At 72.1% G+C, this 23,264-nt stretch carries 23 protein-coding genes and 1 riboswitch; of the genes, 7 read left to right on the forward strand and 16 right to left on the reverse strand.

The annotated features are described in order from the left end of the window. Window positions 1-474 (forward strand): type II toxin-antitoxin system PemK/MazF family toxin, encoded by a 474-nt coding sequence (locus tag ACIRQF_RS34355; protein ID WP_376637487.1) that lies wholly within the window; start codon window positions 1-3, stop codon window positions 472-474. Window positions 475-687: 213 nt separating this feature from the next. On the opposite strand, the gene ACIRQF_RS34360 is transcribed toward ACIRQF_RS34355, so the two are convergent. The 10 genes from ACIRQF_RS34360 to clpS all read right to left on the reverse strand — a co-directional run bounded on the left by ACIRQF_RS34360 (window position 688) and on the right by clpS (window position 8,402). Beyond that, window positions 688-1,638: a PLP-dependent cysteine synthase family protein gene (locus ACIRQF_RS34360; protein WP_404098463.1), complete on the reverse strand. Its 951-nt coding sequence runs from the start codon at window positions 1,636-1,638 to the stop codon at window positions 688-690. Between the two features lie 14 nt (window positions 1,639-1,652). Then, entirely contained in the window at window positions 1,653-1,931 is a 279-nt protein-coding gene (locus ACIRQF_RS34365; RefSeq protein ID WP_376637489.1) for a MoaD/ThiS family protein, read from the reverse strand. 95 nt (window positions 1,932-2,026) lie between these two features. Then, on the reverse strand, window positions 2,027-2,143 hold the full coding sequence (locus ACIRQF_RS34370; RefSeq protein ID WP_376637490.1) for a putative leader peptide: 117 nt from the start codon (window positions 2,141-2,143) through the stop codon (window positions 2,027-2,029). 44 nt (window positions 2,144-2,187) lie between these two features. Then, complete coding sequence (locus ACIRQF_RS34375) at window positions 2,188-2,985, reverse strand: ABC transporter ATP-binding protein (RefSeq protein ID WP_382483665.1); 798 nt, start codon at window positions 2,983-2,985, stop codon at window positions 2,188-2,190. Further along, window positions 2,982-4,001 carry a FecCD family ABC transporter permease gene (locus ACIRQF_RS34380; protein ID WP_382483667.1) on the reverse strand — a complete coding sequence of 340 codons (1,020 nt, stop codon included), beginning with the start codon at window positions 3,999-4,001 and terminating at the stop codon, window positions 2,982-2,984. The genes ACIRQF_RS34375 and ACIRQF_RS34380 overlap by 4 nt, the downstream gene beginning before the upstream one ends. After that, window positions 3,998-4,966, reverse strand: coding sequence for an ABC transporter substrate-binding protein (locus ACIRQF_RS34385; protein WP_404098468.1), 969 nt, complete (start codon window positions 4,964-4,966; stop codon window positions 3,998-4,000). Before ACIRQF_RS34385 ends, ACIRQF_RS34380 begins: the two co-directional genes overlap by 4 nt. A 42-nt stretch (window positions 4,967-5,008) precedes the next feature. After that, a riboswitch (cobalamin riboswitch) is annotated at window positions 5,009-5,139 on the reverse strand. Between the two features lie 10 nt (window positions 5,140-5,149). Next, complete coding sequence (locus ACIRQF_RS34390) at window positions 5,150-5,575, reverse strand: Mov34/MPN/PAD-1 family protein (RefSeq protein WP_376637494.1); 426 nt, start codon at window positions 5,573-5,575, stop codon at window positions 5,150-5,152. 76 nt (window positions 5,576-5,651) lie between these two features. After that, entirely contained in the window at window positions 5,652-7,088 is a 1,437-nt protein-coding gene (locus ACIRQF_RS34395) for an amino acid permease (protein ID WP_382483671.1), read from the reverse strand. A gap of 424 nt (window positions 7,089-7,512) precedes the next feature. Beyond that, the gene (locus ACIRQF_RS34400; RefSeq protein ID WP_376637496.1) at window positions 7,513-8,097 is read right to left on the reverse strand and encodes a DUF2017 domain-containing protein; all 585 of its coding nucleotides are present in this window, start codon (window positions 8,095-8,097) and stop codon (window positions 7,513-7,515) included. Further along, window positions 8,097-8,402: an ATP-dependent Clp protease adapter ClpS gene (clpS, locus tag ACIRQF_RS34405; protein WP_352080754.1), complete on the reverse strand. Its 306-nt coding sequence runs from the start codon at window positions 8,400-8,402 to the stop codon at window positions 8,097-8,099. The genes ACIRQF_RS34400 and clpS overlap by 1 nt, the downstream gene beginning before the upstream one ends. Window positions 8,403-8,514: 112 nt before the next feature. On the opposite strand from clpS, the gene ACIRQF_RS34410 reads away from it, so the two are divergent. Together ACIRQF_RS34410 and ACIRQF_RS34415 are read left to right on the forward strand one after the other, a co-directional pair. Further along, window positions 8,515-9,843, forward strand: coding sequence for a nicotinate phosphoribosyltransferase (locus tag ACIRQF_RS34410; RefSeq protein ID WP_404098473.1), 1,329 nt, complete (start codon window positions 8,515-8,517; stop codon window positions 9,841-9,843). Between the two features lie 144 nt (window positions 9,844-9,987). Beyond that, the gene (locus ACIRQF_RS34415) at window positions 9,988-10,590 is read left to right on the forward strand and encodes an isochorismatase family protein (protein WP_376637498.1); all 603 of its coding nucleotides are present in this window, start codon (window positions 9,988-9,990) and stop codon (window positions 10,588-10,590) included. Between the two features lie 50 nt (window positions 10,591-10,640). Here ACIRQF_RS34415 and ACIRQF_RS34420 read toward each other — a convergent pair whose 3' ends face one another. Next, a complete protein-coding gene (locus tag ACIRQF_RS34420; RefSeq protein ID WP_376637499.1) occupies window positions 10,641-10,943 on the reverse strand; it encodes a hypothetical protein in 303 nt (100 codons plus the stop codon). Between the two features lie 144 nt (window positions 10,944-11,087). Beyond that, window positions 11,088-13,499 carry an immune inhibitor A domain-containing protein gene (locus tag ACIRQF_RS34425; protein ID WP_376637500.1) on the reverse strand — a complete coding sequence of 804 codons (2,412 nt, stop codon included), beginning with the start codon at window positions 13,497-13,499 and terminating at the stop codon, window positions 11,088-11,090. 359 nt (window positions 13,500-13,858) lie between these two features. Here ACIRQF_RS34425 and ACIRQF_RS34430 point away from each other — a divergent pair, with 359 nt between their 5' ends. Beyond that, window positions 13,859-14,173 carry a hypothetical protein gene (locus ACIRQF_RS34430; RefSeq protein WP_382483677.1) on the forward strand — a complete coding sequence of 105 codons (315 nt, stop codon included), beginning with the start codon at window positions 13,859-13,861 and terminating at the stop codon, window positions 14,171-14,173. 34 nt (window positions 14,174-14,207) lie between these two features. Here the strand turns inward: ACIRQF_RS34430 and ACIRQF_RS34435 are convergent, their stop codons facing one another. Further along, window positions 14,208-15,017: an RDD family protein gene (locus tag ACIRQF_RS34435; RefSeq protein WP_389757799.1), complete on the reverse strand. Its 810-nt coding sequence runs from the start codon at window positions 15,015-15,017 to the stop codon at window positions 14,208-14,210. A 418-nt stretch (window positions 15,018-15,435) separates the two neighbouring features. Further along, window positions 15,436-17,133 carry an RDD family protein gene (locus ACIRQF_RS34440; RefSeq protein WP_404098479.1) on the reverse strand — a complete coding sequence of 566 codons (1,698 nt, stop codon included), beginning with the start codon at window positions 17,131-17,133 and terminating at the stop codon, window positions 15,436-15,438. 311 nt (window positions 17,134-17,444) lie between these two features. On the opposite strand from ACIRQF_RS34440, the gene ACIRQF_RS34445 reads away from it, so the two are divergent. After that, complete coding sequence (locus ACIRQF_RS34445) at window positions 17,445-17,936, forward strand: SsgA family sporulation/cell division regulator (RefSeq protein ID WP_376637504.1); 492 nt, start codon at window positions 17,445-17,447, stop codon at window positions 17,934-17,936. 20 nt (window positions 17,937-17,956) lie between these two features. Here the strand turns inward: ACIRQF_RS34445 and ACIRQF_RS34450 are convergent, their stop codons facing one another. Beyond that, window positions 17,957-19,339, reverse strand: coding sequence for an FAD-binding oxidoreductase (locus tag ACIRQF_RS34450; RefSeq protein ID WP_376637505.1), 1,383 nt, complete (start codon window positions 19,337-19,339; stop codon window positions 17,957-17,959). Window positions 19,340-19,436: 97 nt separating this feature from the next. On the opposite strand from ACIRQF_RS34450, the gene ACIRQF_RS34455 reads away from it, so the two are divergent. Then, window positions 19,437-20,915 (forward strand): tetratricopeptide repeat protein, encoded by a 1,479-nt coding sequence (locus ACIRQF_RS34455; protein WP_404098482.1) that lies wholly within the window; start codon window positions 19,437-19,439, stop codon window positions 20,913-20,915. Window positions 20,916-21,515: 600 nt separating this feature from the next. Here ACIRQF_RS34455 and hppD read toward each other — a convergent pair. After that, a complete protein-coding gene (gene hppD, locus ACIRQF_RS34460) occupies window positions 21,516-22,661 on the reverse strand; it encodes a 4-hydroxyphenylpyruvate dioxygenase (RefSeq protein WP_376638262.1) in 1,146 nt (381 codons plus the stop codon). Window positions 22,662-22,782: 121 nt separating this feature from the next. On the opposite strand from hppD, the gene ACIRQF_RS34465 reads away from it, so the two are divergent. Next, complete coding sequence (locus ACIRQF_RS34465; protein ID WP_376638263.1) at window positions 22,783-23,253, forward strand: Lrp/AsnC family transcriptional regulator; 471 nt, start codon at window positions 22,783-22,785, stop codon at window positions 23,251-23,253. Window positions 23,254-23,264: the final 11 nt, after the last annotated feature.

Here is a 23,264-nt window from a genome sequence, read left to right on the forward strand (position 1 = left end):
ATGGACACGTCGTCGGACACCTCGTGGTGGCCCGCGCTCGTCGCGGTCGTGCTGATCGCGCTCGTCGTGGCGGTCGCCGACGGACGGCGGCGGTCGGCCCGCCGCCCCGCCGGCCGGACCCGGCCGCCCGCCCGGCCGGCCCCGCGCGGCAAGGCGCCGGAGCGGTTGCCGAGGGCCGGCGAGATCTGGTGGGCGGACGTGCCGTACGAGGACGGGCCGGGCTCGAAGGACCGCCCGTGTCTGGTGCTGGCGCTGCGAGGTGACAGCGCGCTGGTCGCCAAGATCACCAGCAAGTACCACGACGAGCGGCCGGGGGTGATCGCCCTGCCGCCGGGTTCGGTGGGCGACGCACAGGGCCGGCCGAGCTTCCTGGAGACGGACGAGCTGCGGGACGTGCCGGTATGGGAGTTCCGCCGCAGAGTGGGAACGGCGGACCCGGTGGTCTGGGACCAGGTCCGCCATCTGGCGCACTGACGATCGGGAACTCCGGGCCTTGGGGGCGCGCGGCCCTTCGGGGCACGCGGCCCTTCAGGACGGCCCTTCGGAGCTCGGGCCGGAGCGGGTCCCGCGAGGTGCGGGAGCTCAGGCCCGCAGCCGGTCCCGCGAGGTGCGGGAGCTCGGGCCCGGAGCGGGTCCCGCGAGGTGCGGGGGCTCAGAGCCCGGAGCCGGTGCCGCGGGTGCGGGGGCTCAGGCCCAGAGCTGGTCCTGCAGGGTCGCGATCGCCTCTTCCGTGGTGGCCGCCGTGTAGACGCCCGTCGACAGGTACTTCCAGCCGCCGTCCGCGACGAGGAAGACGATGTCGGCGCTCTCGCCGGCCTTGACCGCCTTCTTGCCGACGCCGATGGCCGCGTGCAGGGACGCGCCCGTGGAGACGCCGGCGAAGATGCCCTCCTGCTGGAGGAGTTCGCGGGTGCGGGTGACCGCGTCGGCGGAGCCGACGGAGAAGCGGGTGGTGAGGACGGAGGCGTCGTACAGCTCGGGGACGAAGCCCTCGTCCAGGTTGCGCAGGCCGTAGACCAGGTCGTCGTAGCGGGGCTCCGCGGCGACGATCTGGACGTCGGGCTTGTGCTCGCGCAGATAGCGCCCGACGCCCATGAGGGTGCCGGTGGTGCCGAGGCCCGCCACGAAGTGCGTGACGGAGGGCAGGTCGGCGAGGATCTCGGGCCCGGTGGTGGCGTAGTGGGCGCCGGCGTTGTCCGGGTTGCCGTACTGGTAGAGCATCACCCAGTCGGGGTTCTGCTCGGAGAGCTCCTTGGCGACGCGTACGGCCGTGTTCGAGCCGCCGGCGGCCGGCGAGGAGATGATCTCCGCGCCCCACATGGCGAGCAGCTGGCGGCGCTCGTCGCTGGTGTTCTCGGGCATGACGCACACGATGCGGTAGCCCTTGAGGCGGGCCGCCATGGCGAGCGAGATGCCGGTGTTGCCGCTGGTCGGCTCCAGGATGGTGCAGCCGGGGGTGAGCCGGCCGCCCTTCTCGGCCTGCTCGATCATGTGGAGCGCGGGGCGGTCCTTGACCGAGCCGGTGGGGTTGCGGTCCTCCAGCTTGGCCCAGATGCGGACGTCGTCCGACGGGGAGAGCCGGGGCAGTCGGACCAGCGGCGTGTTGCCGACCGCCGCGAGCGGGGAGTCGTAACGCATGGGGACCGGTCCGCTCAGACCATGCCGCCGGCGACGGCCGGCAGGATGGTGACGTTGTCGCCGTCGGCGAGCTTGGTCTCGATGCCGTCGAGGAAGCGCACGTCCTCGTCGTTCAGGTAGACGTTGACGAAGCGGCGCAGCTTGCCGCCGTCGACGATGCGGGCCTCGATCCCGGTGTGGCGGGACTCCAGGTCGGCGAAGAGCTCGGCGAGGGTCTCGCCCTTGCCCTCGACGGCCTTGGCGCCGTCGGTGTAGGTGCGGAGGATGGTCGGGATGCGGACCTCGATGGCCATGACGTGGGCTCCTGTCGGAAGGGACGGAATGGGCGCGCGGCTCTCTGGCCCCCGCGCGAGGGGGGTCGTGCTGGGAATGCGCTCGGGCCGGTGGTTCAGAGCGCAGCGCGCGGCGGACACATCGCGCTGGCGAGGCGGCACAGGTCGACGTGCAGGCGCGCCGTGAGCAGGGGTGTGCCCGGCGTCTCTTCGCTCACGTCGTGGGAAACCATGCGGTCATCGTATCGATTCCCGGTCCGGGTTCCGGAATGTGATCTCACATGACGGACAGATCGCGTTCGACTGCCGGACGGGGTGCCGGAGGGGTGAGGTAGACGACGAGCGGACTGCCGGTCCGCGGATGCGGGATGACCTCGGCTTCGACCCCGTAGACCTCGTGCAGCAGGGCCGGGGTCAGCACCTCGGCCGGTGTGCCCTCGGCGAGGATCCGGCCGCCCTTGAGGACGTAGAGGCGGTCGCAGTAGGCGCCGGCGAGGGTGAGGTCGTGCAGCGCGAGGAGGTTGCCGGTGCCCAAGTGGCGCACGAGGGAGAGGATTTCCAGCTGGTAGCGGATGTCCAGGTGGTTGGTGGGCTCGTCGAGGACGAGCAGCTCGGGTTCCTGGACGAGGGCGCGGGCGACCAGGGCGCGCTGCCGTTCGCCGCCGGAGAGCCCGGGGTACGGGCGCTCGGCGAGGTCCGCGATGCCGACCCGGGTCAGCGCCGCGTCGGCCCGGGCGAGGTCCGCCGCGCTGTCGCCCTCCCAGAAGCGCTTGTGCGGGGAGCGGCCGAGGGCGACCAGCTCGCGGACGGTCAGCTCGAACTCGGCGGAGCTCTCCTGTGGCACGGTCGCCACCCGGCGGGCCCGCTCCCGCGGCCCCATCGCGCGCAGGTCGGCGCCGTCGAGGAGGGCGTGGCCGCCGGTGGGCGCGAGGGTGCCGTAGACGCAGCGCAGCAGGGTGGTCTTGCCGCTGCCGTTGGGGCCGACGAGGCCGACGGTCTCGCCGGGGCGGACGACCAGGTCGGCGGCGTGCAGCCGGTCCTCGTACGACATCCCCCGCACGCGCAGTCCGGTCATGCGGGCACTCCTTCCGCGCGGCGGCGCATCAGCCAGAGGAAGAACGGGCCGCCGGTGAGGGCGGTGAGGACGCCGACGGGGATGTCCTGGGGCGCGGCGAGGGTACGGGCGGCGAGGTCGGCGAGGACCAGGGCGACGGCCCCGCCGAGGGCGGCGACCGGCAGGAGCCGGCGGTGCGGTGCGCCGACGGCCAGCCGGGCGGCGTGCGGGACCATCAGGCCGACGAAGCCGACGGCGCCGCTGGCCGCGACCATGACGGCGGTGACCAGGGAGGCGAGGACGAAGACGGCGGCGCGGAAGCGGGCGGTGTCCAGGCCGAGGACGGTGGCGCCCTCCTCGCCGACGAGCAGCAGGTCGAGCGGCCGGGCGAGGGTGAGCAGGAGGCCGATGCCGACGGCGAGGACGGCGGCGGGCAGCACGAGGCTGTCCCAGCGGGCGCTGCCGAGGCCGCCGAGGGACCAGAACAGCGCCTCCTGGAACTGTTCGGGCCGGCCCGCGACGACCAGGAGCAGGGTGGTGAGCGCGGACAGGATGTAGGAGACGGCCACGCCCGCGAGCACGAGCCGGGCGCCGGTGAGGGTGCCGCCGCGCCGGGCGAGGGCGTAGACGAGGACGAGCGAGAGCAGGGCGCCGGCGAAGGCCCCGGCGGGCAGGGCGACGCTCGTGGTGAGGCCGCCGGCCACGCCGAGGACGAGGACGCCCACGGCGCCCGCGGAGGCTCCGGAGGAGATCCCGAGCAGGAAGGGGTCGGCGAGCCGGTTGCGGACGAGGGCCTGGAGGACGGCACCGACGACGGCGAGTCCGGCGCCCACGATCGCGCCGAGCAGCACCCGGGGCAGGCGTACGTCGAGCACGATCGTGCGGTACGGGGAGGGCCCGGCCCGCCCGGTCAGGGCGTCGAGCACCTGGCCGGGCGGGACGCGGACGGAGCCGAGCGCGAGCGAGGCGACGACGGCCGCGGCGAGCGCCACGAGCAGCCCGGCGACGACGGCCGGGTACCGCTGCGCGGGGCTCATCGGGCGGGGTGCAGCTGGGCGGCGAGCTTGTCGACGGCGGCGGGGGCCCGCACGCCGAGGACCGTGTCGGAGAGCGGCATGACGGCGAAGCGGCGGTTCCTGATCGCGGGGACCTCACGCAGGGCGGGGTCGTCGAGCAGGCGCTTCTTCTTCTGCTCGACGGTGGTGGTCCCGTAGTCGTAGATGACGACGACCTCGGGCCGGCGGGCCACGACCTGTTCCCAGGTGGCGTCGCCGAAGGTCTTGTCGAGGTCGGCGAAGACGTTGCGGCCGCCGGCACGGGTGATGATCTCGTTGCCGATGCCCTTGCCGCCGGCGGTGAACGCGGTCTTGTCGCCGCTGTCGTAGACGAAGACGGAGACGGGGGCGACTCCCCCGAGGCGCTTCTCGGCGCCGGCGACGGTGTCCTTCGCCGTGCGGACCCAGGCCTCGGCCCGGTCGGCGGCGCCGAAGGTGCGTCCGACCTCGTCGACCTCGCGGTAGAGGTCGGCGAAGGAGCTCCTGCCGGTCGGGCAGGACTCGGTGTTGAGGCGGGTGGCGATCCCGGAGCGCTCCAGGTCGGGGCGGGCGCGGCCGGCGGTGGCGTCGAAGGCGGAGGCGTACCCCCCGTAGACGAAGTCCGGGTCCGCGGCGAGCAGCGCCTCCTTGGAGGGGTACTCCTTCGCGAGCACGGGGACGGAGTCGTAGGCCTTCCGGTAGGCCGGGAGGACCGCGTCGTCGAGGTAGGCGGTGCCGGCCAGGGACTTCTCCAGGCCGAGGGCGAGCATGACCTCGGTGACGTGCTGGTTCATGGTCACCGCGCGGTGCGGCGGCGCCTGGTAGGTGGTCGTCACACCGCAGTTGGTGACGGTGTACGGGAAGCCGGGCGCGGGCCGGGCCGAGGGCGTGCCGGCGGGGGCCGAGCAGGCGGCGAGAAGGGATATCAGCGCGGCGGCGGGCAGCAGCGGCGTACGGCGCCAGGACATGACGGAACGGGCCTCCTGACGGGGATCTCCGCGTCCCCGGTCGGTGGTGGGAAGGCGGCAGGTCAGTTCCTGGCTTCCACCCCGGGAGGGTGGTCACAGTGGCGGGACCGTGCCGGATTCGCACCGGCTTCCTGGTTCCTGCCGCCCGTTGGTCGCGCTCAGTCTCGCATGATCATCGGGCGGTCACCCGTACGCCTCGACGACCTTGACCTCTTCCTCCGTCACGACGCCGTCGACGATCGTGTAGGAGCGGAACTGGAAGGGGCCCGCGCCGTCGGTGTCGGCCGTGGAGACGAGGACGTAGTGGGCGTTCGGCTCGTTGGCGTAGGAGATGTCCGTGCGCGACGGGTAGGCCTCGGTCGCGGTGTGCGAGTGGTAGACGATCACGGGCTCCTCGTCCCGGTCGTCCATGTCGCGGTAGAGCTTCAGCAGGTCCCCGGAGTCGAACTCGTAGAAGGTGGGCGAGCGCGCGGCGTTCAGCATGGGGATGAAGCGCTCGGGGCGGCCGCTGCCGACCGGACCCGCGACCACGCCGCAGGCCTCGTCGGGGTGGTCCGCACGGGAGTGTTCCACGATCTGGTCGAACAGGGCTCGGGTGATGGTCAGCATGCCGACAGGATAAGCAGACGGGCCGCCCCGTACCGAGGAGTGGTACGAGACGGCCCGAATGCCGAGACGATGCAGGTCAGGACCGCTTGGCGAAGGCGACGCCCTCGGGGTTGCGGGCCTTGAGCACCAGGTAGGAGACGGCCAGGAGCAGACCCCAGACCGGCGCGCCGTACAGCGCGACCCGGTTGTCCTGGTCCATGCCCATGGTGACGATGACCATGCCGATGAAGGCGAGCGAGAAGACGCTGAACCAGATGCCGCCCGGCGCCTTGAACGAGGACTGCGGCAGCTCGCCCCGGTCGGCCTTGAGCCGGTAGCGGATCTGGCAGATCAGGATGACGATCCAGGCCCACATGCCGGAGATGGTGGCGAAGGAGACGACGTAGTTGAACGCCTCGCCGGGCCACTGGTAGTTGATCCAGACGCCGACCATCATCAGCGCGGCCGAGACGGTGGTGCCGACCAGCGGGGTGCCGGACTTCGTGAGCTTCGTGAAGACCTTCGGGCCCTGGCCGTTGAGCGCGAGGTCGCGCAGCATGCGGCCGGTCGAGTACATGCCCGAGTTGCAGGAGGACAGGGCCGCCGTCAGGACGACGAAGTTGACGATCGCGGCGCCGATGCCGAGGCCCATCTTCTCGAAGGCCGCGACGAACGGGCTGACGCCCGGCTTGAACGCGGTCCACGGGACGACGGAGAGGATCATGATCAGCGCGCCGACGTAGAAGACGGCGATGCGCCACGGCACGGTGTTGATGGCCTTCGGCAGGACCGTCTTCGGGTCCTTCGACTCGCCCGCGGTGACGCCGACCAGCTCGACGGCGAGGAAGGCGAACATGACCATCTGAAGGGTCATCAGGGTCGAGAAGATGCCGTCCTTGCCGGCGAAGAAGCCGCCGTCGTTCCACAGGTGGGTGACCGAGGCGGTGTCGCCGGCGTCGGAGAAGCCGAGGGTGAGGATGCCGGCACAGATGAGGATCATGCCGACGATCGCGGTGACCTTGACCATCGAGAACCAGAACTCCAGCTCACCGAAGAGCTTCACGGAGATCAGGTTGGCGCCGTAGAGGATCACGGTGAAGACGAGGGCGGACAGCCACTGCGGGATGTCCCACCAGTACGTCATATAGGTGGCGGCGGCGGTGACTTCGGTGATGCCGGTGACGACCCAGAAGAGCCAGTAGGTCCAGCCGGTCACGAAGCCCGCGAAGGGGCCGATGAACTCTCGCGCGTACTCCGAGAAGGAGCCCGACACGGGGCGGTACATGAGGAGTTCACCGAGCGCCCGCATGATGAAGAAGATGACGAGGCCCGCGATGGCGTACGCGAGGATCAGGCTCGGTCCCGCGATCGAGATGCCCTTGCCCGCGCCGAGGAAGAGGCCGGTGCCGATGGCGCCGCCGATCGCGATCATCTGGATCTGACGTGCACCGAGTGCCCGGTGGTAGCCCTCGCCCGCCGCGGTGTCCGCGGCCCCGTTGCCGTCGTGCTGCTGGTCGACCTGCGCAGAGGTCATGGTGGTGCGCCTTTCTCCATGCTGATCCGCGCACCGGCCGGCTCGGCCGTCTGTGCTGCGGACCAGGTCCTGATCCCCCCGGATGTGGAATGGAGTGCCACCGGCGGTCAGCCGGTCGAAGCGCCCCCGGGAACAGGGGTGGCGTCCCCGGGTGGTCGTGAAGATTTATCACGCGCTTAACCGTGATCGAGGACCCCATACGTGAGCTGCGCCACACGAAAAGAGGGTGGAAAGGGACTCAACGGAGCAAAGCGGGGCTCTTTGATAACGCATTCGTTATCCGGATTTGAGCGTCCGCTGAGCGAACACCCTCCGTGGGCGGGTGTCCAGCCGTGCCGGTGTCCGCCCGCGCGACCGGGGTCGCGCCTTCCGGACCAGGCCGGGCCGGGCACCGTGGGCCCGGCCCGATCCCGGAGGACACGCGCTACGGCATCAGCGTCTCGACGAGCGACTCCTGGAGCCCGCCGAGCCACAGGTACGCCATCACCATCGGCTTGCGCGGATCGGAGTCGGGCAGCCGGTACAACTGCTCGCTCTCGTCGTCCTCGGTGACGTCCAGGCGGGTGCCGATGGTCAGCCGCAGGTCGTTGAGCGCGCCGAGCCACGCACGGGACTCGTCGGGGGTGAGCTTGAGGACCCCGCCGCCCTCGCCGGCCGCCGCGGAGGCGAGCGCGTCGAGACTGCGGACCACCATGAGCGCGTCCTGGCGCTTGCGCGCCCGCAGGTCGTTCTCGGTGAAGCGGCGGAAGTCGGCCGCCGCCTGGCGCAGCTCGTCGGTGTCGTCCCCGTACGCGTCGGGGAAGAGCCGGCGCAGCGCGGGGTCGGCGGGCGGCTCGCTCGGGCCCTCGGCGAAGAGAGCGGCCAGCGGGTCCTCGCCCTCGACGGGCTCGTCCCCGGGGCCGATCAGCTCCATGAGCTGGACGGCGAGGGAGCGCAGGATGGAGATCTCGACCTCGTCGAGCGCGACGGCCGCGCCGCCGCCCGGGAGGGACTCGAAGTGGCCCGCCATCAGCCGCGGTCCTGGGAGAGGGTCGCCCACAGCCCGTAACCGTGCATCGCCTGCACGTCCCGTTCCATCTCCTCGCGGGTGCCGCTGGAGACCACCGCGCGGCCCTTGTTGTGCACGTCGAGCATCAGCTTGTGCGCCTTGTCCTTGGAGTAGCCGAAGTACGCCTGGAAGACGTAGGTGACATAGCTCATCAGGTTGACCGGGTCGTTGTGCACGAGGGTCACCCAGGGCACGTCGGGTTCGACGACGGCGGAGACCTCCTCGGCCGATTCGGTCCGTTCGATCTCGATAGGCGCAACGCTCACTTACCCCATGCTGCCACCCCGACCCACAGGTCGCACAAACGGGTCACCCTTGGCACGCCGCACGTTTCCCCAGTATTCGTCAGAGTGACGAATAGTGCGGTAGCATCCTCACATGAACGCTGCGGACCTTGGGCTGCCGGTGGACGTGCCGTCGACCGCGCTCTTCACCGACCAGTACGAGCTGACCATGCTCCAGGCGGCCCTCAGGGCCGGCACGGCGGACCGCCGGTCCGTCTTCGAGGTCTTCACCCGCCGACTGCCCGAGGGGCGGCGCTACGGCGTGGTGGCGGGCGTCGGACGGGTCCTGGACGCCGTCGAGAACTTCCGCTTCGACGCGGACGTGCTCGGCTTCCTGCGCGAGCGGGGCATCGTCGACGAGCCGACCCTGGAATGGCTCGCGCGCTACCGCTTCTCCGGCGACATCTGGGGCTACCCCGAGGGCGAGGTGTACTTCCCCGGCTCGCCGATCCTGCGGGTCGAGGGCTCCTTCGCCGAGTGCGTGCTCCTGGAGACCGTCGTCCTGTCGATCCTCAACCACGACTCCGCCATCGCGGCCGCCGCCTCGCGCATGTCCTCGGCCGCCGGCGGCCGGCGGCTCATCGAGATGGGCGCACGGCGCACCCACGAGCTGGCCGCCGTCGCCTCCTCCCGCGCCGCCTACGTGGGCGGTTTCGACTCCACCTCCGACCTGGCGGCCGGTTTCCGCTACGGCATCCCGACCGTCGGCACCTCCGCCCACGCCTTCACCCTGCTGCACGACACCGAGCGCGACGCCTTCCGGGCCCAGGTCGACTCGCTGGGCGCCGGCACCACCCTGCTCGTCGACACCTACGACGTCGCCGAGGCCGTCCGTACCGCCGTCGAGGTGGCCGGGACCGGGCTCGGGGCCGTCCGCATCGACTCCGGCGACCTGCTGCTCGTCGCCCACCGGGTGCGCGCACAGCTCGACGAGCTGGGCGCCACCGACACCAAGATCGTGGTCACCTCCGACCTGGACGAGTACGCCATCGCCTCGCTCGCGGCCGCGCCCGTGGACGCGTACGGCGTGGGCACCCAGCTCGTCACCGGCAGCGGCCACCCGACCTGCTCCATGGTCTACAAGCTGGTCGCCCGGGCCGGCTCGGGCGACCGGAAGGCCCCGCTGACCCCGGTCGCGAAGAAGTCGGTGGCCGGCAAGGCCTCCGTCGGCGGCCGCAAGTGGGCCGCCCGCCGGACCGACGCCGCCGGTGTCGCCGAGGCAGAGGTCATCGGCACCGGCCCCGTCCCGCCGGAGCTCGTCGAGCGGCAGCTGCTCGTCGAGCTCGTCAAGGGCGGCGACGTGGTGGCCCGCGAGCCCCTGGAGGCCGCCCGGGCCCGGCACATCGCGGCCCGCGCCGGGCTGCCGCTGTCGGCGACCCAGCTCTCGCGGGGCGAGCCGGTCCTGCCGACCGAGTACGTGTGAGCGCGCGCGCCCGACGGAGTACGTGACGGAGTACGCCTCCGCCTTGAGCGCCCCCTCCCGAAGGGAGGGGGAAGTCTCTAGGCTCGAATCCGTCCGAGAACCGACGCCCGATCCGCCTCCCGATCCGACCGCTAAGGACCTGTCATGCACCGCGCATTGATCGTTGTGGACGTTCAGAACGACTTCTGCGAGGGCGGCAGCCTCGCGGTGGCCGGGGGCGCGGACGTCGCCGCCGCCATCACCGACCTCATCGGCGAGACGGCGGGCTCCGTCTACCGGCACGTGGTCGCCACCCGCGACCACCACGTCGACCCGGGCGAGCACTTCGCGCCGGAGGGCGAGGCCCCGAACTACGTGACGAACTGGCCGCGGCACTGCGTGGCGGGCACCGAGGGCGTCGGCTTCCACCCGAACTTCGCGCCCGCGGTCACCGCCGGCGCGATCGACGCCGTCTTCGACAAGGGTGCCTACGAGGCCGCGTACAGCGGTTTCGAGGGCCGCGACGAGAACGGCGAGGCGCTCACGGAGTGGCTGCGGGCCCGCGAGGTCACCGAGGTCGACGTGGTCGGCATCGCCACCGACCACTGCGTACGGGCGACCGCCCTGGACGCGGCCCGTGACGGCTTCCGCACCCACGTCCTGCTCGAGCTGACGGCGGGCGTGGCGAAGGAGACCACGGACCGGGCCCTGGAGGAGCTGCGCGAGGCGGGCGTGGAGCTGACCGGCAAGCCGGTCGTCGGCCCGTAGCGCGGCGCCGGCGGGACCCGGGGCGCCGGCTCAGGCGGCCGGGGCGCCGGCTAGGCGGCCGGGGCCTTCGGGAGGGACCGTATGGGGTGCCAGAGCTCCTGGGCGGTGGTCCGCCACAGGAGGCCCTCCGGGTGGTGCAGGACGGCCGTGATCTCGTCCGGGGTGGGCGGTTCGGTGTTGCCACGGAGGTAGACCGCCCGCAGGCCGAGGTTCCGCAGCCGGGTCAGGGCGCGGGCTCGGTTCGCGGCGTGCACCAGGAAGCGGACGGTGGCCCCGTCGCCGGCCGGACTGGGCAGTCCGATGGCGACGACGACACTGCCTCCCGGCAGTCTGCTGAACCCTCCGTTGGGCATGCGGAACCACTCCCCCGTGGAACGACTGTCAATAAGGTCGGGCGGCCGAGGCCGTAAGACGCACCTAAACACGATCGGCCGTCGCCCGCTAGGGGGCGACGGCCGATCATACTTTGACCTGCGACGACTCAGAAAATCTCGTCGTTACTTGGTCGAGGGACCCACCTGGACCGTGATCGTGGAGCCGTCCTTGGCCTCCTTGACGACCTGGATCTTGGTGTTGGTGTCAGTTACCTGGACACCGGAGCGCTCGGTCTCCTTGAACCAGTAGACGCCCTTGCGGTCGTCGAAGGTCGGGTTGCCGGCCTGGGACGGGACCCAGGTGCCGACGCCGGCCTTGTGCAGCTGGAAGCCGTCCGTGCGGGAGATGCTGAACGGGGAGTCGTAGGCCTGGATGCGGCCGCGCATCAGCGTGCCGTCGCCCCACTTCAGCGGGCTCGGGTGGGCGTCGATCGGGAGGATGCGGCCCACACCCGGGTGCTGAGAGGTGTTGTTGTCCTTCTGGGACAGGTCCCACTTCCAGATCATCAGGCCGTTCTGGTACGCGTAGTGCTCGACCCAGCTCGCCTGGTCACCGGTGAAGCCGAAGTTGTACGGGCCGACCTTGAGGGTCTTGTCGTACGAGACGTACTGGCGGTTCTCCGCGATGTAGTACTGCTCGTACTCCTTCGCGAAGCCCTTGCCGATGCGGGAGAAGCCCTTGGCGACCCAGCCGTTGTCACCGTTCTCGGCGTTGTCCGAGAAGACGGGGGCACCGTCGGCCGTCAGCGTGATGGCGTCGGCGGTGAAGCCCTTGCCGCCCGCGCCGCCGTCCGTCTGGTAGCGGAAGCGCAGGTCGACCTTCTTGCCCGCGTACGCGCCCAGGTTGTAGACGAGCTTCTGGTGCGTGTTCGAGGCGCCGGTCAGGGCCGGGGCGCCGGACGCGTCCTTCTGCAGCGGCTTGCCGTCGGCGGTGCCGTCGAGGGCGGTCCAGTTGGCGCCGCCGTCGGTGGAGACCTCGGCGTACAGGTAGTCGTAGTCCTGCTCGATGTCGTACCAGCCCTGGAGCTCCAGGGAGGCGGCCGACTTGCCGGTCAGGTCGACGGAGCGGGTCAGGGTGTTCTTGAGGTCGTCACCCATGTCGCTCCACCACTGCGTGGCGCCCTCGGCGGGAGCCACGACGTCGGTGGTGACCTTCTTCTTCGGCAGCTCGACGACGAGCGCCTGCGGGTTCTTGGTGTTGTACTCCGAGACGCCCAGCTTGTGGGTGGTCTTGGTGCCACGCTGCCAGTCGTTGACCTTGGCGTAGTTCAGCCAGCCGAGCTGGAGCTTGTCCCAGGCGTTCATGTCGCCGGGCAGGTCACCGATGGAGTCCTTGCCGGTGCCGAGCCACGAACCGGAGGACATGAGGGTCCAGAAGCCGGTCGAGTTCTCGCCGCCGGAGGTGTCGTAGTGGTCCGGCAGACCGAGGTCGTGGCCGTACTCGTGGGCGAAGACGCCGAGGCCGCCGTTCTCCGGCTGCATCGTGTAGTCGCCGACCCAGATGCCCGAGGTGCCGATCTGGGTACCGCCGGACTTGTTGTTCGCCGGACCGGTCTTGCCCGCGTCGGTGCCGTAGGCGTACCAGCGGTGGGCCCACAGGGCGTTGGTGCCCTCGGCGCCGCCGCCGGCCGACTCGTCCTCGCCCGCGTGGACGATCTGGAAGTGGTCGATGTAGCCGTCGGGCTCGTTGAAGTTGCCGTCGCCGTCGAAGTCGTAGCGGTCCCACTGGTCGTACTGCGCCAGCGTCGCCTTGATCTCGGCGTCGGTCTTGCCCTTGGCCTTCTGGTCGGCGTTCCAGGCCACGAGGCCGTCGCGCACGGTGTCCCACACGTTGGCGCAGTTGGTCTGGCCGCAGTAGTTGGAGCCGTAGCGGGCCTCGTTGTACGGGACCTTGACCCAGTCGGAGACGGCGCCGTCGACCGAGTAGCGGCCGGACGAGGTCTTCTCGTAGTAGGTCTTCAGGGACTCCTTCGGCTGGCCCTTCTTGTCCTTGCCGGTGCCGAAGTACAGGTCCTGGAAGTGCTGCTGGTTGTAGTCCGCCTGCCAGGCCGTGGAGTTGTCGTGCTTGCGGTCCGGCTTGGCTATCGCGTTGTGCAGCGGACCGGGCGTGCCGCCGAACTTCGGCTTCAGCTCGTCCGTGTCGTCGTCCTTGCGGTCGACCAGGGTGGTGTTGTCCACCTGGTCGCCGAACTCGACGAGGATGGTGAAGATCTTGTCGGTCTTCTCACGGCCGAGCTCGACGTACTTCTTGCTGTCGAGCTTGACGACCTTGGAGCCGTTGCGGCTCTCGACCTTGGTCTCGCCGGTGAGCACCTGCTCGATGGCGGCCTTGCGCTGCTGCTCCTGCTGCTTGCTGTACGGACCGTCGAGGTCGTGGTCGACCGCGAGCTTGTCGACGGCCTGCGCGGTGCCGGCCACCGGCGCGCTGCCGTGGTCGTCGGCCCATGCCGTGCTGAAGGTCGAAGCGGTGGCGGCCGTGGCCGCGAGGGCCACGACGATCGCGGACGCTCTGATGGCGCGTCGCTTGTTGGTCACTTGGATCTGTCCTCCCCGGCGCTCCTCGCCCGCGGACCGGGTGGTGGGGTGTCCGCCCGGGCGGGGTAGCGCGTCACAAGTGACGACATTGGACCGGAGTTGAAGCAGAAAAGACAGATCTTGACTTGGACAGGCCAACTGCACTATGCGGGATCTGATTTCCGATAGTCGAACTTCGAACGAACATCCGGCGAGTGCGTGCGCCCCTGCGCCCCCCGTGCACCAGCCGTGGGTAAGGCGACGCTTACCAACGGTTCGCTCCGGGCATCCACCGTCGTAGAGTCGACCCGTCGGAGAGCCACCCGTCGCCGGGTCACCCGATCGCCCAACCGCCACGTGCCCGAGGGACGGTATCCGTCATGCAGCGACCGAACGCCGCACACTACGCCTACGGTTCGGCCACCGTCGTCTTCTCCACCGTCGCCCTGCTGCTGCTCTCCGGCACGACCACGGCGCTCGGCATCGCGGCGATCTGCGTCGCGGGGCTGATGCTCGGAGTGCTGGTGGCGGTGACGATGCCGGTCCGGCCGGGGCACGTCAAGCCCCTGGGCACGAATCCCGGACCGGCGGGGAGCGCCGAGAACACCGGGCACGCGCGTGATGCCGCCCACACGGAGATCCGGGTGCCGGCCGCGCCCGTGGGCGCGGGGGCGGACACCCGGACCGTTTCGTAACACCGGGCCCCTTGGGCGCGGTTGTTCCCTTTTGTCACTGCGACACGGACACCACGACCGTCTTGGCGGCCTTGTCGTGAAGGCCCTGCTTGTACGGCTTGTCCACGAGGATCAGGATCAGCAGGAGCAGCGGCCACAGACAGGCGCAGCAGATCAGCGCGGGCAGCCAGAGCACGAGCGCGCGGACGAGGGAGGCGTTCATCGGCGGCGTGGAGCCGTCGTTGAGCATCGCGACCCGCAGCTTCAGCCACTTCTTGCCGAGGGTCTGCCCCTTCTTGGCGTGCATCACGGTGTCGTACGCGACGTACGCGACGATCGTGATGAGCTGGAAGACCAGCTGGCCGCCGCCGTTGAGGCTGTTGACCGTGTCGTCGAAGCTGTCGTTGTCGGTGGCCCGCTCGTAGACCTTGAACGGGATGCCGATGATCGCGAGCGGCACGGCGATGATCAGCCAGTCGATGATCCGCGCGGCGATGCGCTTCCCCGAATCGGCGAGCGGGGGCATCCCGGAGAGCGGATCGGCACCGCCGTACCCCCCGCCGTAGCCGCCGTAGGGCGGGGGCGGCGGAGGCGCGCTGTCGTAGGGGTTCCCGGGCGGCGGAGGTCCGCCGGGGGGTGGCCCACCGGGCGGCGGGCCGCCGGGAGGTGGACCGCCCGGAGGCGGACCGCCGGGAGGTGGACCGCCGGGAGGTGGACCGCCGGGAGGTGGACCGCCGGGTGGCTCACCCCAGGACGGCCCGCCGGGCGGCTGCCCACTCCGGGGCGGCTCCTGCGGGGGCCTCTTGCTGAACGGATCGTCCTCGGGCGGCTGGCCCGGGGACGGCGGCGGCTGATCGTTGCTCATGGGGGCAGTGCATCCCGGACACCCGGCCCCCGCAAGGAATCGCCCGCCGTTCGAGGGACGACCCGCGGCATCCGGTCGGGGGAGGATGCCGGGCGGGTGACGCCGGCGTGTGTCGTACGCGGGCGGGGCCGACGACCGCGGGTCCGTCACGTTCACCGGTGCGGCCGGCGGGCCGACGACCTCGGGTGAGGCCGGCGGCGGCGGGTCGGTCGTCCGACGGTGCGGGCGGGGTCGGCGGGGCGGCGTCGGGGGGGGCCGGGTCGGCGTCGGGGGGCCGGGCCGGGGTCGAGTCGGCGGGTCGGCGTCGGGGTGCCGGGTCGCGTCGGGTGCCGGGCCGGCGTCGGGTCGGCGAGCCGGCGGCCGATGTCGGGGTGCCGGCCCGGCGGGCCGGTTCAGCTGCCCGGCTCGGCGGGCCGGTTCAGCGGGCGACGAAGGTGCGGGCCGCCTTGTCGTGCCAGCACTGTCGCCAGGGCCGGTCGACGAGGCACCACAGCACGTTGAGCAGTCCGATCCCGAGCAGCCCGAGCACCCCGTAGACCAGCCAGCGGCGCAGCGCGGCACCGAAGGTCGGCGGCTCGTGCGCCTCGATGTCCCGCACCTCGATCCCGCACAGCTTCTTCCCGAGCGTCCGGCCCCACTTGGCGGTGGGCAGCGCCTCGTAGAGCGCGCCGAGCACGAGGAAGGCGGCGAGAACGATCCCGAACTGCACCGAGGTCGTCGAGTCGACCAGCCACACCTGGACCGTGACGCCGGACTGCTTGGCGGCCTCGATCTTCTCGTCGATGTGCGTGACGGCGGCGGTGAGGAAGGGGAACGACGCGGCGCCGACCAGCGCGCCGAGCACGACGCCGTCGACGAGCCGGGCCATCAGCCGCCGCCCGAGCCCGGCCGGCCGCGCGGCGGCCTGTGCCCGCGCCGCCGCCATGAACACGTCCTCGACGGGCGGCTTCCAGGGGATGACGGGCTGGGCCTCGGCCGCCTGGGGCTGCTGGGCAGAGGCGGTCGCTGGGGTGGAGCCCGGAAGGGGGGCGGGAGTCGGGGCGGGCTGGGGGCCGGGCTGGGGGCCGGGGGTCCCGGGAGTCCGGAGGCCGGGGTGCGGCGCAGCCTGCTGGGCAGGGGGCTGAGCGGCGGTCTGCGGGGTCGGGGCCTGGGCGGTCTGCGGGGTCCAGGAGGCTGCCGCGGGCGCGGGGGTGACGGGCATCCCGCCGAGCCGCGCGGAGCCGGTGGCCGCGCCGGGCCGCTGACCCGGCAGTCCGGCCGAGGCGTCACCCTGCGGGCGCGCGTCCCGCTCGTCGGCCTGTCCTGCGGCGGGCCACACGGGCGCCGCCGTACCGGCGTGTGCCTGAGCGGAGGCCGCGCCGGGCCCCTGGGCGGGCACCGCGCCCGGGCCGCCGGCCGTACCGGCGGGCGCGGGCGCCGCCGTGTCGGCCGCCGGGGCCGGAGCGGGCGCAGCGGTCCCCTGGACCGCCACCGCGCCCCTGCCGTCGGCCGCCTGGCGGGCGGGCCCGGCGGACGGCTCGGCGGAGGCCGGGGCGGTGCCGGACTGCCCGGCGGCCGCGGGCCAGGCGGGCGCCTCCGCGGCGGAGTTCGGCCGGTCGGATGCCGGGCCGCCGCCCGGAAGGGCCGCACGCGCGTCGTTCGGGCCGCTCGCGTCAGCCGTGTCCGCCGCGCCGCCGGGCTCGGCCGTCGGCCAGGCCGCGCGCGGGTCGCGGGGGTCGGGGGTACTGCCCCAGGAGACCCGCTGGTCGCGTTCGCCGCCGAAGCCGGTCTGGCGGTCGGTGCTCGCCTGCCAGGCGGAGGCCGGCTCCTGCCGGGCGGAGGCGGGCTCCTGCCGGGCGGCGGGTGCGGAGGCGGGGTCCTCGTCCAGGAAGACGGGACCGGTCTCCTCGACCGCCGGCACGGCGGGCACCGACGGCGCGGGAGCCGGGCTCGGGGCCAGTTGGGGAGCGACGGAGACCGGCGGGGCCGGGAGCGCCTCGCCCTCCTTGGGCGCGGGGCGGCTCGTTCCGGGAACCCACGCACCGCCGTTCCAGAACCGGATGTACCCGGGAATCGACGGATCCGGGTAGTAGCCCGCCTGCGGTACCTCTCCGCCACCTCCAGGTGGAGTAGCCACTGCCCCGACTCCGTTCAGTCACAACGTCTTTGATCCGCCCGGCCGCGCCCCGTTTCGCGCACCCTCCGCGCCACGTCCAGGGAGGACAGTAACGAAGAACTCACCCGCAGGGACATGGTGCCCGCCAGAAAGGCCGCCTTCGGGGGACTACTCCGCGATTTCGTCACTCAGGGTGATCCTCGGGCCCCTACCCCGGGCGCCGAAAAAAATTCTCCGGAAAGTTTCGCGAAGTCGCGTCATGGATCCGCCTGACCCCTCTCTCTCCCGGTGAAGGCCCACCGCGGGCCTCACCGAGAGAGAGGCAGCACGCCATGCAGAACACCGAGAACAACGTCGTCGAGCGCGAGCTCGAGCTGCAGCTCGTCCTCTCCCCCGAGCGCTCGATCCCGGTCCCGGCCCGCCTCGCCTACCGCGTGGACGACCCCTACGCCGTCCACGTCACCTTCCACGTCGGTACCGAGCACCCCGTCCACTGGACCTTCGCCCGCGAACTCCTCGTGGAGGGCGTCTTCCGCCCCTGCGGCCACGGCGACGTGCGCATCTGGCCGACGAAGGTGGACGCCCGCAGCGTGATCCTCATGGCCCTGTCCTCCCCCGACGGCGACGCCCTTCTGGAGGCCCCGTCGCCGCAGGTGTCCGCCTGGCTGGAGCGGACCCTGCGCGCGGTCCCGCCGGGCACGGAGACCGGTCAGCTCGGCATCGACGACGGGCTCGCCGAACTGCTCGCCACCACCGTCGTGGCCGACGACCTGTGGCTGAACGACCCGTGGCCGTCGGACGAGTCCGCGGACGGTGACGTGTGAGGGCACGGACGGCCCGGGGGTCAGAAGAGCTTGCCCGGGTTCAGCAGGCCCAGGGGGTCGAAGGTCTTCTTGATGCCGTGCTGCAGCTCCACCCCCACCGGCCCCAACTCCCTCGCCAGCCACTCCTTCTTCAGCACGCCCACCCCGTGCTCCCCGGTGATCGTGCCGCCGAGTTCCAGGCCGAGCGCCATGATCTCGTCGAAGGACTCCCGCGCCCGCCGCGACTCGTCCTCGTCGGCGTGGTCGAAGCAGACCACGGGATGCGTGTTGCCGTCGCCGGCGTGGGCGCAGACCCCGATGGTCAGCCCGTACTTCTCGGCGATCGCGGACGTGCCCGCGAGCATCGCGGCGAGCCGGGTGCGCGGCACGCACACGTCGTCGATCATCGTGGCCGTCTTGATCGTCTCCAGGGCGGTCAGCGACAGCCGGCGTGCCTGCAGGAGCAGTTCGGACTCGGCGGCGGAGTCCGCCGGGACGACCTCGGTCGCGCCCGCGGCCCGGCAGAGCTCCCCCACCGCGGCCAGGTCGGCGGCCGGATCCGGGGTGTCGAAGGCGCACAGCAGCAGGGCCTCGGTGGTGTCGGGCAGCCCCATGTGGGCGAGCTTGTTGACGGCCCGGACGGTGGTGCCGTCCATCAGCTCCAGCAAGGACGGCGTATGCCCGCGCTCCATGATCGTGCAGACGGCCGCACAGGCCGCCTCCGCGGAGGGGAACTCGGCGGCGAGCGCGAGCTGTACCGGCGGCTGCGGTTTGAGCGCGAGGACCGCACCGACAACGATGCCGAGGCTGCCCTCGGAGCCGACGAAGAGCCGGGTGAGGTCGTATCCGGCGACGCCCTTCGCGGTGCGCCGGCCGGTCCGCAGCAGCCGGCCGTCGGCGAGGACGACGTCCAGACCCAGCACGTACTCGGCGGTGACCCCGTACTTCACGCAGCACAGCCCGCCCGACGCGGTGCCGATGTTGCCGCCGATGGTGCACTGCTCCCAGCTGGAGGGATCCGGCGGGTAGCAGAGACCGTGTTCGGCGACGGCGCGGGACAGGACGGCGTTGACCACGCCCGGCTCGACGACTGCGATCCGGTCGACCGGGCTGATCTCCAGGATGCGGTCCATCTTGACCAGGGACAGCACGATGCAGCCGTCGGTGGCGTTCGCCGCCCCCGACAGTCCCGTGCGGGCGCCCTGCGGCACGACCGGGACGCGCAGTTCGGTCGCCGTGCGCATGACGTGCTGGACCTGCTCGACGGTGCGCGGCAGTACGACGACGGCGGGGGTGCCGGCCGTACAGAAGCTCGCCATGTCGCGGGCGTAGGAGACGGTGACGTCCGGATCGGTGAGCACCGCGTCGTCGGGGAGTCCGGCACGCAGCCGCTCCACGAGGTCGTTCCGCTGAAGATCGTCCATACGTCCAGCGTGGCACCCGGGGCCATCGGTGTGAACCCGCCGGAGCAGCCGCTCGTGTGCTCTTCGTACAGCGGCGGCCGGGCGCACAGTGAGCGCCATGAAGACCGAGAACGTGTCGAGGACGGTCCTCGCCGGCGGAGTGGCCGCGGTGCTCGCGGCGACGGCGCTGCTGTACGTGCCCGAGCTGGTCGGCCGGACGCCGGCGGCGGCGCCGGGGCCCGCCGAACGGGCGGCCGACGCCGCGAACGCGGGGGCGCAGGCGGCCCTGCCGGATCTGGTGGCGCTGATCGGGGACCGTGAGGAGTGGCTGAAGGACCATCCCGGTGACGAGGCGTCATGGGCTGTGCTCGGCGCGGCCTATACCGAGCGCGGGCTGCGGCGCGCGGACGCGGCCGACTTCCCGCGCGCGGAGAGCGCCCTGAAGCGCTCCCTCGCGGTGCTGCCCGCCGCGAAGGGCAATCCGGACGCCCAGCTGGGCCTGGCGGCCCTGGCGAACGCGCGCGGCGACTGGAAGTCGGCGAAGGAGTGGGCCGAGCGGGTACGCGCGGCGCAGCCGAAGCGCTGGTCGGCGTACCCCGTGCTCATCGACGCGTACAACGGCCTGGGCGACTACAAAGCGGCCGAGAAGGCGACCGAGACCCTGACCGAGCTGCACTCCGGGGCGGTGGTCGCCGCACGCTCGGCGCAGCTGAACCGCAACCGCGGCTACCGCGAGGACGCGGGCGCCGCGGCCCTGGACGCGGTGGCGCTCGCCGAGACGCGCGCGGACAAGGCGGCGGCCCTGGCGCGGCTCGGGGACCTCGCGTGGGAGCGGGGCGAGCCGGCGGAGGCGCTGGCGCAGTACGGCACGGCGCTGGAGCTCGTACGGGACCACGGACCGTCGCTCGCGGGCCGGGCGCGGGCGCTGGCGGCCCTCGGCCGGCCGCAGGAGGCGGTGCGGGACTGGCAGGCGGCCCTGCGGGTGCTGCCGCTGCCGGAGTACGTCCTGGAGGCGGCCGAGCTCGACGAGTCGCTCGGTCTGAGCGGGGACGCGCGGACCTTGTACGACCGCCTGCGGAACGGCTCGTGGGTGCGGGCGGAGGTGGTCCTCGGCCTGTTCGAGGCGGACCACGGCGAGCCGGCGGAGGCGGTGCGGCGGCTGCGGGCGGAATGGGCGCGGGGGCACCGGTCGGTGCAGGTCGCGGACGCGCTGGGCTGGGCGCTGTACCGGTCGGGCGAGCCGAAGGAGGCGCTGGAGTACGCCAGGAAGGCCACCGACGAGGGGCTGCGCAGCGCGCTCTTCGCCTACCACCGCGGGGAGATCGAGCGGGCCCTCGCCGACCTCGGACCGGCCCGGCGTCACCTGGCGGAGGCCCTGCGGCTCAACCCGGACTTCTCGCCGCTCCTCGCGGCCCGCGCGAAGGAGGCGGTCGCGGCCCTCGGCGAACCCCCGAACGACCTTCCCCCGGACGTCCGCCCGGACTTGTCGGGGCCCCCGGCCTCTACCTCGACCTCGGCCCCGGCCTCTACCTCGACCTCGGCCTCGGCCTCGGCCTCGACGCCAACGCCCACGCCGGCAGTCCGCCCGTCCGCCTGAGTGTGGGGCGATCGTCCCGCTGGGGTGAGGGTCCCCCCGGACGGGGGTCCGGGGGTGGTTGGCACGCGGGACGCAAGGCCTGCCGGGCCCGGGCTCCCTGTTCGGACGCTCGCCCTACGGGTGCTCGCGGATCGACGCCCGCCCCGTGGGGTGCTGCGCGAGACCCGTGGGCCTGCGGGGTCCGGTGCCTCCGCGGGGGTGGGGGTGTCCGGACTGCGAGCTTCCCTTCGCTTCGCTCGGGAAGGTCGCCGCCACGTCCGGACACCCCCACCCCCGCTCCGGCACCGGACCCCTTCCCGCCTTCGTCGGCATCCCGCTCCGGGCACTTCCCCGCCGTCGTCGACTGTCCGTCGTGTGCGGAGGCACCGGACCCTTCCCGCCGTCCTCGGCTGTCCGTCGGGTGCGGGGGCCCCGGACCCTTCCCGCCGTCGTCGGCCGTCCGTCGGGTGCGGAGGCGCACCGGACAGCTTCCCGCCGTTGCCGGCTGTCCGGCCAGTTCGGAGGCCCCGGGCGAGCCCCCCGTACTCGCCCGGGGCGTGGAAGGGGCCCGGCCCCGGGGTGTCCACCCGGGCCGGGCCCCTCCGTTCTCGGGAGTCGCGGCTAGAGGTTGCCGCGCTTCTCCTGCTCGCGCTCGATCGCCTCGAACAGCGCCTTGAAGTTGCCCTTGCCGAAGCCCATGGAGCCGTGCCGCTCGATCATCTCGAAGAAGACGGTCGGACGGTCCTGCACCGGCTTGGTGAAGATCTGCAGCAGGTAGCCGTCCTCGTCGCGGTCGACGAGGATCTTCAGCTCGCGCAGGGTCTCGACGGGCACGCGGGTCTCGCCGGCCCACTCGCCGAGGGTGTCGTAGTACGAGTCGGGGGTGTCGAGGAAGGAGACACCGGCGGCCCGCATCGCGCGCACGGTGGCGACGATGTCGTTGGTGGCGAGGGCGATGTGCTGGACGCCGGCGCCGCCGTAGAACTCCAGGTACTCGTCGATCTGCGACTTCTTCTTCGCGATCGCGGGCTCGTTGATCGGGAACTTCACCTTGAGGGTGCCGTCCGCGACGACCTTCGACATGAGGGCGGAGTACTCGGTGGCGATGTCGTCGCCCACGAACTCCTTCATGTTCGTGAAGCCCATGACCTTGTTGTAGAAGCCGACCCAGTCGTTCATCTTGCCGAGCTCGACGTTGCCGACGCAGTGGTCGATGGCCTGGAAGGTGCGCTTGGCCGGCGGCTCGACGATCGGGTTGGCGCTGACGAAGCCCGGCAGGTAGGGGCCGTCGTAGCCGGAACGCTCGACGAGGGTGTGGCGGGTCTTGCCGTACGTGGCGATGGCCGCGAGGACGACGGTGCCGTGCTCGTCCTTGAGCTCGTACGGCTCGGTGAGACCGGTGGCGCCGTGCTCGACGGCGTAGGCGTACGCGGCGCGGGCGTCCGGCACCTCGATGGCCAGGTCGACGACGCCGTCGCCGTGCTCGGCGACGTGGTCGGCGAGGAAGCGGCCGTGGTCGGTGGCGACCTTGATGACGGAGGTGAACACGAAACGGGCGGCGCCGTTCGTGAGCACGTAGCTGGCGGTCTCGCGGCTGCCGTTCTCCGGTCCGGAGTAGGCGACGAGCTTCATGCCGAAGGCCGTGGAGTAGTAGTGCGCGGCCTGCTTGGCGTTGCCGACGGCGAAGACGACCGCGTCCATTCCCTTCACCGGGAAGGGATCGGCCTCACGCGCGGTGCTCGGGGTGTGGTCAATGGTCTCAGTCATGGCAGCAGAGTCCCGCCGTCCGGCAAGCTGCGCAATAGTTTCTTGTTCGACTGGTCAATCTGCCCAGCGACCGACGAGTATGAGCGTGCGACTTGTACATGATGACCATTGGGAGGCCGCCATGGCGATCGATCATCTGGACGGACGGCTGATCGTGCTCCTCGCGGAGGAGCCGCGGATCGGGGTCCTGGAGGCCTCGCGCCGGCTCGGGGTGGCGCGCGGCACGGTGCAGGCCAGGCTCGACCGGCTGCAGTCGAACGGGGTCGTCCGCGGCTTCGGCCCCCAGGTCGATCCCGCCGCCCTCGGCTACCCGGTGACGGCCTTCGCGACCCTGGAGATCAAGCAGGGCCAGGGCGCCGACGTACGGGGGCACCTGGCGACCGTTCCGGAGGTCCTGGAACTGCACACGACCACCGGGCACGGGGACATGCTGTGCCGGCTCGTGGCCCGGTCCAACGCCGATCTCCAGCGGGTGATCGACCGGGTCGTCGGCTTCGAAGGGATCGTGCGGGCCTCCACGGCGATCGTCATGGAGAACCCGGTCCCGCTGCGGATCATCCCGCTGGTGGAGCAGGCCGCGACGGAGGGGTGACCGGACCCGGA

Source organism: Streptomyces sp. NPDC101191 (genome assembly GCF_044767915.1).
Taxonomy (GTDB): Bacteria; Actinomycetota; Actinomycetes; order Streptomycetales; family Streptomycetaceae; genus Streptomyces.

Coding starts and splice junctions, on each gene's coding strand:
- ACIRQF_RS34355 (WP_376637487.1), top strand. CDS start 1: ATGGACACGTCGTCGGACACCTCGTGGTGGCCCGCGCTCGTCGCGGTC.
- ACIRQF_RS34360 (WP_404098463.1), bottom strand. CDS start 1,638: ATGCGTTACGACTCCCCGCTCGCGGCGGTCGGCAACACGCCGCTGGTC.
- ACIRQF_RS34365 (WP_376637489.1), bottom strand. CDS start 1,931: ATGGCCATCGAGGTCCGCATCCCGACCATCCTCCGCACCTACACCGAC.
- ACIRQF_RS34370 (WP_376637490.1), bottom strand. CDS start 2,143: ATGGTTTCCCACGACGTGAGCGAAGAGACGCCGGGCACACCCCTGCTC.
- ACIRQF_RS34375 (WP_382483665.1), bottom strand. CDS start 2,985: ATGACCGGACTGCGCGTGCGGGGGATGTCGTACGAGGACCGGCTGCAC.
- ACIRQF_RS34380 (WP_382483667.1), bottom strand. CDS start 4,001: ATGAGCCCCGCGCAGCGGTACCCGGCCGTCGTCGCCGGGCTGCTCGTG.
- ACIRQF_RS34385 (WP_404098468.1), bottom strand. CDS start 4,966: ATGTCCTGGCGCCGTACGCCGCTGCTGCCCGCCGCCGCGCTGATATCC.
- ACIRQF_RS34390 (WP_376637494.1), bottom strand. CDS start 5,575: ATGCTGACCATCACCCGAGCCCTGTTCGACCAGATCGTGGAACACTCC.
- ACIRQF_RS34395 (WP_382483671.1), bottom strand. CDS start 7,088: ATGACCTCTGCGCAGGTCGACCAGCAGCACGACGGCAACGGGGCCGCG.
- ACIRQF_RS34400 (WP_376637496.1), bottom strand. CDS start 8,097: ATGGCGGGCCACTTCGAGTCCCTCCCGGGCGGCGGCGCGGCCGTCGCG.
- ACIRQF_RS34410 (WP_404098473.1), top strand. CDS start 8,515: ATGAACGCTGCGGACCTTGGGCTGCCGGTGGACGTGCCGTCGACCGCG.
- ACIRQF_RS34415 (WP_376637498.1), top strand. CDS start 9,988: ATGCACCGCGCATTGATCGTTGTGGACGTTCAGAACGACTTCTGCGAG.
- ACIRQF_RS34420 (WP_376637499.1), bottom strand. CDS start 10,943: ATGCCCAACGGAGGGTTCAGCAGACTGCCGGGAGGCAGTGTCGTCGTC.
- ACIRQF_RS34430 (WP_382483677.1), top strand. CDS start 13,859: ATGCAGCGACCGAACGCCGCACACTACGCCTACGGTTCGGCCACCGTC.
- ACIRQF_RS34435 (WP_389757799.1), bottom strand. CDS start 15,017: ATGAGCAACGATCAGCCGCCGCCGTCCCCGGGCCAGCCGCCCGAGGAC.
- ACIRQF_RS34445 (WP_376637504.1), top strand. CDS start 17,445: ATGCAGAACACCGAGAACAACGTCGTCGAGCGCGAGCTCGAGCTGCAG.
- ACIRQF_RS34450 (WP_376637505.1), bottom strand. CDS start 19,339: ATGGACGATCTTCAGCGGAACGACCTCGTGGAGCGGCTGCGTGCCGGA.
- ACIRQF_RS34455 (WP_404098482.1), top strand. CDS start 19,437: ATGAAGACCGAGAACGTGTCGAGGACGGTCCTCGCCGGCGGAGTGGCC.
- hppD (WP_376638262.1), bottom strand. CDS start 22,661: ATGACTGAGACCATTGACCACACCCCGAGCACCGCGCGTGAGGCCGAT.
- ACIRQF_RS34465 (WP_376638263.1), top strand. CDS start 22,783: ATGGCGATCGATCATCTGGACGGACGGCTGATCGTGCTCCTCGCGGAG.